Source organism: Paenibacillus sp. 01L418 (genome assembly GCF_056400045.1).
Genome location: NZ_JBFTSN010000246.1, coordinates 1 through 9,564 on the forward strand (window position 1 = coordinate 1; position 9,564 = coordinate 9,564).

Annotated in this window: 9 protein-coding genes; all 9 read right to left on the bottom strand. The window is 45.0% G+C overall.

Annotated features, from left to right (window positions below; genetic code table 11):
• Positions 1 to 99 precede the first annotated feature (99 nt).
• A complete protein-coding gene (locus AC1DSE_RS23225; protein ID WP_076270074.1) occupies positions 100 to 1,056 on the bottom strand; it encodes an AAA family ATPase in 957 nt (318 codons plus the stop codon).
• 140 nt (positions 1,057 to 1,196) lie between these two features.
• A complete protein-coding gene (spoVAE, locus tag AC1DSE_RS23230; RefSeq protein ID WP_076270075.1) occupies positions 1,197 to 1,547 on the bottom strand; it encodes a stage V sporulation protein AE in 351 nt (116 codons plus the stop codon).
• Positions 1,544 to 2,566: a stage V sporulation protein AD gene (gene spoVAD, locus AC1DSE_RS23235; protein WP_076270076.1), complete on the bottom strand. Its 1,023-nt coding sequence runs from the start codon at positions 2,564 to 2,566 to the stop codon at positions 1,544 to 1,546. The genes spoVAE and spoVAD overlap by 4 nt, the downstream gene beginning before the upstream one ends.
• A gap of 1 nt (position 2,567) precedes the next feature.
• Positions 2,568 to 3,053 (bottom strand): stage V sporulation protein AC, encoded by a 486-nt coding sequence (gene spoVAC / locus AC1DSE_RS23240; protein WP_076270077.1) that lies wholly within the window; start codon positions 3,051 to 3,053, stop codon positions 2,568 to 2,570.
• A gap of 45 nt (positions 3,054 to 3,098) precedes the next feature.
• Positions 3,099 to 3,446, bottom strand: a complete 348-nt coding sequence (locus tag AC1DSE_RS23245; protein ID WP_441882152.1) for a hypothetical protein — start codon at positions 3,444 to 3,446, stop codon at positions 3,099 to 3,101.
• A 67-nt stretch (positions 3,447 to 3,513) separates the two neighbouring features.
• Positions 3,514 to 5,538: a beta-galactosidase gene (locus AC1DSE_RS23250; RefSeq protein ID WP_477511208.1), complete on the bottom strand. Its 2,025-nt coding sequence runs from the start codon at positions 5,536 to 5,538 to the stop codon at positions 3,514 to 3,516.
• A 92-nt stretch (positions 5,539 to 5,630) separates the two neighbouring features.
• Positions 5,631 to 7,355, bottom strand: a complete 1,725-nt coding sequence (locus tag AC1DSE_RS23255; RefSeq protein WP_477511209.1) for an ABC transporter substrate-binding protein — start codon at positions 7,353 to 7,355, stop codon at positions 5,631 to 5,633.
• A 70-nt stretch (positions 7,356 to 7,425) separates the two neighbouring features.
• Positions 7,426 to 8,319: a carbohydrate ABC transporter permease gene (locus AC1DSE_RS23260; RefSeq protein ID WP_430061753.1), complete on the bottom strand. Its 894-nt coding sequence runs from the start codon at positions 8,317 to 8,319 to the stop codon at positions 7,426 to 7,428.
• Between the two features lie 12 nt (positions 8,320 to 8,331).
• Complete coding sequence (locus tag AC1DSE_RS23265; RefSeq protein WP_477528257.1) at positions 8,332 to 9,291, bottom strand: ABC transporter permease; 960 nt, start codon at positions 9,289 to 9,291, stop codon at positions 8,332 to 8,334.
• Between the last annotated feature and the right edge of the window lie 273 nt (positions 9,292 to 9,564).

A 9,564-nucleotide genomic window follows, 5' to 3' on the forward strand; every position in this document is an offset into this window, starting at 1 on the left:
GTTTTGCCGCCTTGAAATAAAAAGTAGAACAGACTGGTCAAATAAATGACTGCGACAAGCTGCATCCGCAGCTTCGAAGATTTGGCCGCTGTCATACGACTAACGCTCTAGCCGAACCGGTACTTTCGTGGACTGAATCACCTGCTCGATGATATCCTCCGCTTTAAGACCGTTCATTCTAGCTTCCATTCTCAGAAGAAGTCTGTGCGAAAGCACGTATGGAGCAAGTTCCTTCACATCATCAGGCGTTACAAACTGTCTCTGCTGAATATAAGCGCTCGCTTTAGCCGCTCTTGCCAGCGCTAGCGCTGCACGAGGACTTGCACCGAGCATTACATTCGCGTTTTCTCTCGTTCCTCTTATTAATGAAACTAAATATTTGCCTACGGCGTCATCAATATGCACCTTAAGCGCTTGGTCCTGAATTTGGATCATATCGGATATATTAATCATTTGCTGAATGCGATCAGATGGATGTATTCCTTCATTAGAGAGCACCATTTGCTGCTCATCTGTTTCACTTGGATACCCGAGCGACAGCTTCATCATGAACCGGTCCAGCTGCGCCTCCGGAAGCGTATAAGTGCCTTCAAATTCAATTGGATTTTGGGTAGCGAGCAAAACGAACGGACGAGGCAGCTCATATGTATCGCCATCAACCGTTACATGTCCTTCTTCCATCGCCTCAAGCAGTGCAGATTGTGTCTTCGTTGTTGCGCGATTGATTTCATCGGCTAGCAATATATTGGCCATAATTGGACCCGGACGAAATAAAAAGGTTTCTTGTTTGGGATGGTAAATGGAAACGCCTGTTATGTCAGTTGGCAGCAAGTCGGGATTGCATTGTATCCGGCGGAACTGGCCGCCTATTGACTTTGCCAACGCTTTCACTAATTGTGTTTTGCCCGTGCCTGGCACGTCTTCAAGCAGAACATGTCCACCTGCAACGACGGCAATTAACAATCTTTGGATCTCTTCCTGTTTGCCGAGGATACAAGATTCTAAGTTTCGGAGAATAGTAGAACATAATTGCATGTCTGCAGGACGAATATCCATTTCATAACCTCCCGAAATAACGCATGAGTTAGTATTCAATACTACTATTTTACAGTACTTCCTTTACAGTACACAAATTTTTTCGCTACAAAAAAAATTGGAAGATCCCACAGGACCCTCCAACTTAAGTGTATAAATGGTTATCCTTTTGGCCTGACGACAAGTGCTGCCAAGAAGGAAAATATAATCGCTGCCGAAATGCCGGCACTAGTTACTTTAAAGATACCCGATATAACGCCAATCCAGCCTTGCGTATGCAATTCGGTTAATGCGCCGTGTACGAGGGCATTACCAAAGCTTGTTATCGGAACCGTAGCTCCCGCTCCAGCAAACTTGACGAGCGGTTCATATAAGTCAAAACCATCAACGATAGCGCCAATGACCACTAAGGTCGACATCGTATGGGCAGGAGTCAGCTTAAGAACATCAAACATCAGCTGACCGATCACACAAATTCCTCCACCAACTAAAAAAGCCCACAAAAAGATCATATATGCTTGCTCCCTCCTGCGCTAATGGCAACAGCATGTGCTATACATGGAATACTCTCGCCTTGCTGGAACGAGAGCGGCGATAATAATGCGCCCGTCGCCACGACTAAAATTCGGTTTAATTCGCCTTTCTTGATTCGTTTGAGCAGATGTCCGTAAGTAACGACGGCTGAACAACCACATCCACTGCCCCCTGCCTGTACCTTCTGCTTCTGAACGTCATATACCATAAGGCCGCAATCGCCAAACACTGTTTCGTTCATCGGAACGCCGTTTTTCATAAGCAATTCCTTTGCAATGGGATGCCCTACTCCAGCCAAATCACCCGTTACAATTAAATCATAATCACGAGGAGATCGGCCTGTATCGTTAAAATGGGCTTGTATCGTATCTACAGCTGCGGGCGCCATTGCAGCTCCCATATTAAATGGATCTGTGATGCCGAGATCTATGACTTTCCCGATGGTTGCACATTCCACGACTGGGCCGTCACCTTCTGCAGCGACAACAGCTGCGCCAGAACCCGTAACCGTAAATTGAGCGGTAGGCGGCTTCTGTGAGCCATATTCCGTTGGATAACGAAATTGCTTCTCAGCTGTGCAATTGTGACTGCAAGTGCCTGCCAGCACATGAGTGGCTGAGCCTGAATTCACGAAGAGCGATGCAAGCGCCAATGATTCCATCGAGGTGGAGCATGCGCCAAATACGCCAATGTACGGTACTCCTAGTGATCGAGCAGCAAAGCTATTGCTAATAATTTGATTCATGAGATCTCCGCCGACAAAAAACTGAAGCTGGTCGCGTTCGATGCCGGCATTTTGAATTGCAAACTCCGAGGCTTGCTCCAGCAGCAGCCGCTCTGCCTTCTCCCAGCTTTTTTGCTGCATGTCTAGCTCAGGATGGACGAGATCAAAATCGGCTGCAAGCGGACCATCTCCCTCATCAGGACCGACCACGGTCGCTTCGCCGATTATTACCGGGCGTTTCTCAAACCACCATGATTGTTTCCCTCGCAGCATATTACTGACCCCCAGTTCCGAGAATAAGATGAGCGATACCTACGAAGAAAGCTGCGACTGTACCGAAAACAATCACTGAACCAGCCAGCTTAAACATATTGCCGCCAACACCAAGCACAAGACCCTCGCTCCGATGCTCCAAAGCAGCCGAACACATGGAATTGGCAAATCCGGTTACAGGCACTGCTGAGCCAGCACCAGCCCATTGCGCAATTTTATCGTACACGCCTAGGCTCGTTAAAATAACGGATATCAAAATAAGCGTTGCAACGGTTGGATTGCTTGCCGCTTCTTCGCTCATTCCCATCAAATGGACATAAAGCTCCTGTATAACCTGTCCAAATACACATACTGCCCCGCCGAAAACGAATGCTTTCAAACAATTCCCAAGTACAGATCGAGGCGGCTCCATCGTTTTTGCGAACGATTGATATTCTTTTGGTGACATGGACATTTTTTTGTAATGACTTTTGCTTTTGGTCGCCACAAAACCATCCTCCTTTTCCGCTACGGTTTTTCTCTATGCCTGAAGCTAAAGTTCCGTAACCGCTTTGCTTTCTTCTGGTTCATTATTTGTAATAGCAGGTTGCAATATTCCAACACAAACAAAAACGCCATCAATGTCCTCTGGATGCTGCATCAGCTTTGACGGAGATATACAAGATAATCTGGAGCAAATAATATTCTTTCTTACATTAAAAAAAGGATTGCCCCCGACTAATGATTTAGTCGCAGGCAACCCTTTATTTAAAGAAATATGGCTAATAACAAAAGAACGAGTAAAACATACATTATGAGCACGAGCAAGCTCAATAAATGACGTTGCCGCTTCGTAGACAAAAGTGCAGCTCCCCTCACACCGGGCTTTTATCAACAGCATATGCCAAACACCCAGCTGCGGAGCTTATCCAGGGCGATTTCAATAACGATTTCAATAGGCAAATGTTTTATTGTTCAATAATCATAACGCCTTTAGCAGATAAGCTGTAAGTGCCGCTGACAATCTCACCCGTGAGAAGCTCTGTTCGCTGCTGAGCGCCAAGCTGAAGCTCAGAAGGCTCAGAGTTATGGTTCAAAATAAAAGTAAAGGATTTCCCATCTTTATTTCTGCGTGTTACTTCGACCCCTGTAGGTACGGACAAGATTGGCTCAATCCCTTTGTCCTTGCATAGGTTCGTGAGCAGCGACTGCAGAAACTCTTTATCAGGACTGGAAGCTATATACCAAGCTTCCCCGCTGCCAAATTTATTAACGGTAACCGCTGGCATGCCTTTATAGAAATCTGAGCCGTACTCAGCAATAACCTCAGCACCTTCAGAATGGATCAAATCACATAGCAGACTGCATGTATAGGTGCCGCTGAGAGCCCCATCAACTTTTTTCATCACCATTTGGTTGTGTTGGCCTGGCAGCAGCGCGTCGATCTCCTCCGCCCAAATGCCAAGAACCTTGCGCAGCTTGCCTGGATAGCCGCCCGTAGTTACGAGATCATTCTCATTAACGATGCCGCTGAAAAAAGTCGTAATGAAGGTGCCCCCGCGCTCCACGAACGCTTCAACCTTCTCCGCAAAACCCGGTTTAATCATATACATAACCGGTGCAATGACGAGATCATATTGCTCGAAATTTTCTTCAATGCTGATCATATCGGTTTGAACATTCAATTCAAACAAGGCATCGTAATACTTATGAACCTCGTCCACGTATTTTAAAGCTACGCTTGGACCGCTGGATAGCTCAACTGCCCAGCGGTTTTCCCAGTCAAATACGATGGCTGCCTTTGCATCAATTCGCGAATCAAGCAGCTTATCTGAAAGCTTCGTCAGTTCATGACCAAGCTCCGCGCACTCACGAAACACGCGCGTATGCTCATGGCCCACATGCTCAATGACAGCGCCATGATATTTCTCGCATGCTCCGATCGAGCGGCGCAGCTGGAAGAACATGACGGTATCCGCGCCATGCGCTACTGCCTGATAGCTCCAAAGCCGCATGACGCCAGGGCGCTTCAAAGCGTTGTAGGCTTGCCAGTTCTGCTGGCTCGGCGTTTGCTCCATCAGCATAAAGGGCTGTCCACTTTTCAAACCGCGCATAAGCGAGTGCGTCATTGCTGTATAGCTTACGAGAGTGTCGATCGACGGGTAATTGTCCCACGAGATGACATCCAAATGTTTTGCCCACTTGAAATAATCAAGCTCAGGGTAAGTACCCATCATATTTGTCGTAATTTGAATGTTGGGCGAGTGCTTGCGAATTTCTTCGTGTTCAATTAAATAACAATCAAGTAGAGCATCCGATTGAAATCTGCGATAATCAAGCGATATGCTTTGGAAGTTGGTTCGATTGCCGCCCCATTCCTCGCTAAGCGCATTAGGCGGTTCAATTTCATCCCAGTCATAAAAAGTATGGCCCCAGAAATTTGTATACCAAACCTTATTCAATTGTTCAATCGTGTGATAACGCTTTTGCAGCCATATTCGGAAAGCGTCGGCGCAGTTATCGCAATAACAGTAGCCGCCATATTCATTCGAAATATGCCAAGCGACAATCGCAGGGTGATCCTTATAACGCTCAGCCAGCTTCCCAGCGATGCGTCCCGAATGCTGCCGGTAGGTTTGGCTGCTCGGACAGGAATTGTGGCGTCCTCCAAATTTACGTTTGCGGCCCTCATAATCGACACGAGTGACATCCGGATATCTCTTCGCCATCCATGCCGGATGAGCCCCCGTACTTGTAGCAAGGCAAACAGCGATTTGGTCGCCATGAAGTCTGTCAATTATGTTATCCAGCTCAGTGAAATCATAGGTTTCTTCACTTGGTTGAATCCGCGCCCAAGAAAAAACGTTAACCGTTGCAACATCAATGTTCGCAAGCTTGAACATGCGAAGATCCTCTGTCATCGTCTCATCATCCCACTGCTCCGGATTGTAATCTCCGCCGTACCATATTTTCGGAAGTTTCTCGTTTATCATTTTTATTTCAATCTCCCTTCAGTTTATGTTAATTAACAGCAAGGGAGAGAGCTCATTAGATGAGCCCTCTCCCTGCCAATTCACTTTGAGTCTTATTTCGACCAAAGTTCCACACGATCCTGCACCATTTTTGTAAATTCAGCATTCAGTTTTGCTACACCTGCATCATCAAGATCTTTTAGAAATGCATCATAGATTTTATCGAAGTCTGCTGGTTTAGCAAGAATCGCTTCAGGGATACGTTTTTTCATAATATCTTGTGTTTTTTGGAAAATAACGTTTGCTTGCGAGCCCGTCTCGAACGGAAGTGTCCAAGCTGCGCCATATTTGCGAACAGGGAATGCATCGTCAGCAGGCCATAGGTCTCTGTACGTTTTCGCATTGTATTTCGCTAGCGTCTTCTTGTCTTCTTCGGAATAAGCCGTTTGAATTTGCTCAGGGAATGTCGTCGTATAGTAGTTTCCAGAAGGATCCTTCACGCCATCGCCGTAGCGAGCAGAAATCAAGTAGTTGCCAATACCTGTCGTTTTCTTGAATGTATTGCCGTCATTTGATTTTTGAGCTTGAACATCTGCAGGAATAACACGTTTTCCGCCTTCTACATTGTAATGCTTGCCTTCAATACCCCAGTTCACTAATACTTGACCTTCATCTGATGCAAGGTAATCAAGGAATTTGATTAAGCGTACTGGATCTTTGGCATCCTTTGTAATCCCAATTCCATAACCAGATAGGTAACCTGTGCCTTGGAAGGAGTGATCTTGGAATGTATCATTCAGCGTTACAGGAAAACGAGCGTAAGTTGATTTAAAATTGCCAGCTGCTTTCAAAGCGTTTTCTGCTTCGCCATAATCCCAGTTTTGGTCAATCAGTCCAAGCACACGGCCGGAAGCAATTTTTGATTTATATTGATCATATTTTTGAACGAAGCTTTCTTTATCAAGCAAACCGATATCGTTCATATGGTTCAGCCAACGGAAATACTCTCTTTCCTCAGGACGCTGGTAATGCATGATCGCTTCATGTGTGTCTTGATTAACGAAAAACTCGCCATCATCTGGAGCACCTGTTGCATAGAAAGCCGGGTTTGTAACTGAAATTAGAATTTGCCATTCACCGCCGTTAAGCGACATGCCGATTGTCGGCTGGCCATCAGCTGTTTTAGGGTTCTTCTCAATATAAGCTTTGATTGCAGCTTCATAGTCTTGTACCGTTTTGATTTCTGGATAACCTGCAGCTTCAAGCACTTGATGCTGCAATTGGAAACCGCCGCCTGCTTCGAAGTAGGTTTGTCCTACGCCGTCTTGAGGAAGCACATAAATCGCGTCGTCATCTTTGCTCCAACGAAGACGATTAAAGTATTCGCCGTAAATCTTTTTCAAGTTCGGTGCGTGCTCCTCAATCAAAGGTCGAAGATCGATCAGTGCGCCAGCATCAACCAGTTTGCCTGCGCTGCCTTTTGGCATAACCATATCTGGAAACTCGTCGCTTGCTACCATAAGGGCAAACATATCTGTGTCACTGCCGCCGACAGGGAATTCTTGTTTAATCGTAATTCCTGTTTTATCTACAATAAATTGCCCTACATCTGACTTCATATCATCCCAGCTCGGGTTCGCGTCGCCAGAAGCGATACGAATCGTAATCGGATCACCCTTCTCCGGCTCTACTGCATTTGTTGGTGAATTCGTGGAATTGCCTGGTGCGTTCGTTTCTTTATTTTTGCCGCCTTCATTATTCGAATTGCCGCATGCCGTGACAAATACGAATACAAGTGCCAATACCAAGCTTAAAGCCATTTGCATTTTTCTTTTCATTGCTTGAAAGCCTCCCTTTTTCTCGTTCATCATGCTTGTGTATATAACAGGAAACCTGCTATTACCAATATTAACTTTTTACTGCGCCAAGCGTCATGCCTTTGACAAAATACTTCTGAAGGAAAGGATAAACTAGCAAAATCGGTACCGTAACGACGATCGTAATCGCCATCTTGATAGACTCCGGTGAAACCGACGCCAGCGTTTGCTGCGCATTAGGGTCACGGTAATTACTGCCCGTTTGCGTGGATAGCAGCACCTTCATCAGCTCATACTGCAGTGTCGTATTCTCTGGACTCCTATTATTGAACAAGTAAGTATCAAACCAAGCGTTCCAGTGTCCAACAGCAATATACAAAGCAATTGTAGCGAGTACAGGCTGACAAAGCGGAAGGATAACCTTCCAAAATATAGTCCAATCATTTGCCCCATCAATTTTGGCTGATTCTTGGAGTGCATACGGAAGCCCGTCAATATAAGAGCGGACGATGAACACGTTCCAAACGCTCAAAATAGCAGGAATGATGTAAACCGAAAACGTACCAATCAAACCTAAGTTTTTCATAAGCAGAAACCCTGGAATGAGACCGCCTGAGAAATACATCGTGAGTGCGAATACGACGGACATCCATCTTCTTGCTTGGAAGTCTGGACGACTTAAGGTGTAAGCCATCATGGATGCCGACAACACCCCAATGAGCGTTCCCAAAACGGTACGAATAACCGAGTTTTTGAAGCCTACAAGCAGTCCCTCAAAGCCGAAAATCGTCTCGTAATTTTTGAGTGTAAATTCGCGAGGGTATATAGTTAAACCGCCTCTTACCGTATCTACCGAATCATTAAATGATATCGCTAGTACATTCAGGAACGGATACAACGTTACGATAGCAACGATGATCATGAATACATAAATGCATGTGTCAAAAACTTTATCGCCTGTACTTCTTCTCATAGCTCCTTGCATGTACCGCACCTCCTATATGATTGATTCTTTGGTGACTCGTTTGTAAATTCCGTTCGCGATAAACACTAATAGGATGCTGACGACGGAGTTAAAGATACCGATTGCCGTACCATACGAATATYGGCTCATTTGAATACCGTACTTCAGCGCATAAAGATCGAGCACTTCTGAAAAATCGGATACAAGAGGATTTCCTAACAAAAACTGTTTCTCAAAGCCAATGCTGATTAAATGACCGATCGATAATATGAATAGCACCATAAAGGTTGTTCTAATTCCCGGTAATGTAATATGCCACATTTTGCGGAATCGGCCTGCCCCATCGACAGTCGATGCTTCATAAAGCTCAGGATCTATTCCCGCCATCGCAGCTAAAAAGATAATGGAATTCCAGCCCATTTCCTTCCACAAATCCGATATGGTTACGACGCTCCAGAACCATTCGCCCTTGGCCATAAACTGAATCGGCGTATCAATGATGTTAAGATACATCAATAATTGATTAATCGCACCGCCGTCTGTTGACAGCATCTTCGTTACAAGCCCCGCAACAACAACCCAAGATACAAAGTGCGGCAAATATGAAATGGTTTGTACTGAGCGCTTAAAAAACTGCCCTCTTATTTCATTCAGCAATAGAGCAAAAATAACTGGAATCGTAAACCCTACGATAAGCCCCATCGTACTCATTGCCAGCGTGTTTCGCAAAACGATATAAAATCTTTCGTCTTGAAACAGCTCTACGAAATTGTCAAAGCCTACCCATTTTTGATTCAATATCCCGTTTTTCGRCTTATAATTCTGAAATGCGGTCAACCAGCCCCATACCGGCACATAGCTGAATAGGAAGATCCAGATGACGAATGGCAGCGACATCATGTACAAGTAACGCTGCTGAATGGCTTTGAACCAAAATCGATTCCTTTTGTTTGTCGCCCTTAACTGCTTAGGACTATCTGTTAGCGGTTTCATAGCTGCTCCTCCTACTGTTTCTGCTTCGTGCAAAAACGTCTTCGCAAGCTACCTTATGTGGTGAGTAGCTTACCCTCTCTTATCTGTACTTATCATAAACGATAGAACCTATCCTCCGGCACCCATATAATTAGACCTAAAAACATATGAAAATACGTTCTTTCAAGCGCTTACATAACCGTTGGTTATATAAAAAAAATAAAAAAAACATCTAGCTCGTAAGCGACTCTATCAGTCCTGTGAAATAGATGTTTGTAATAATAAGATTATAGG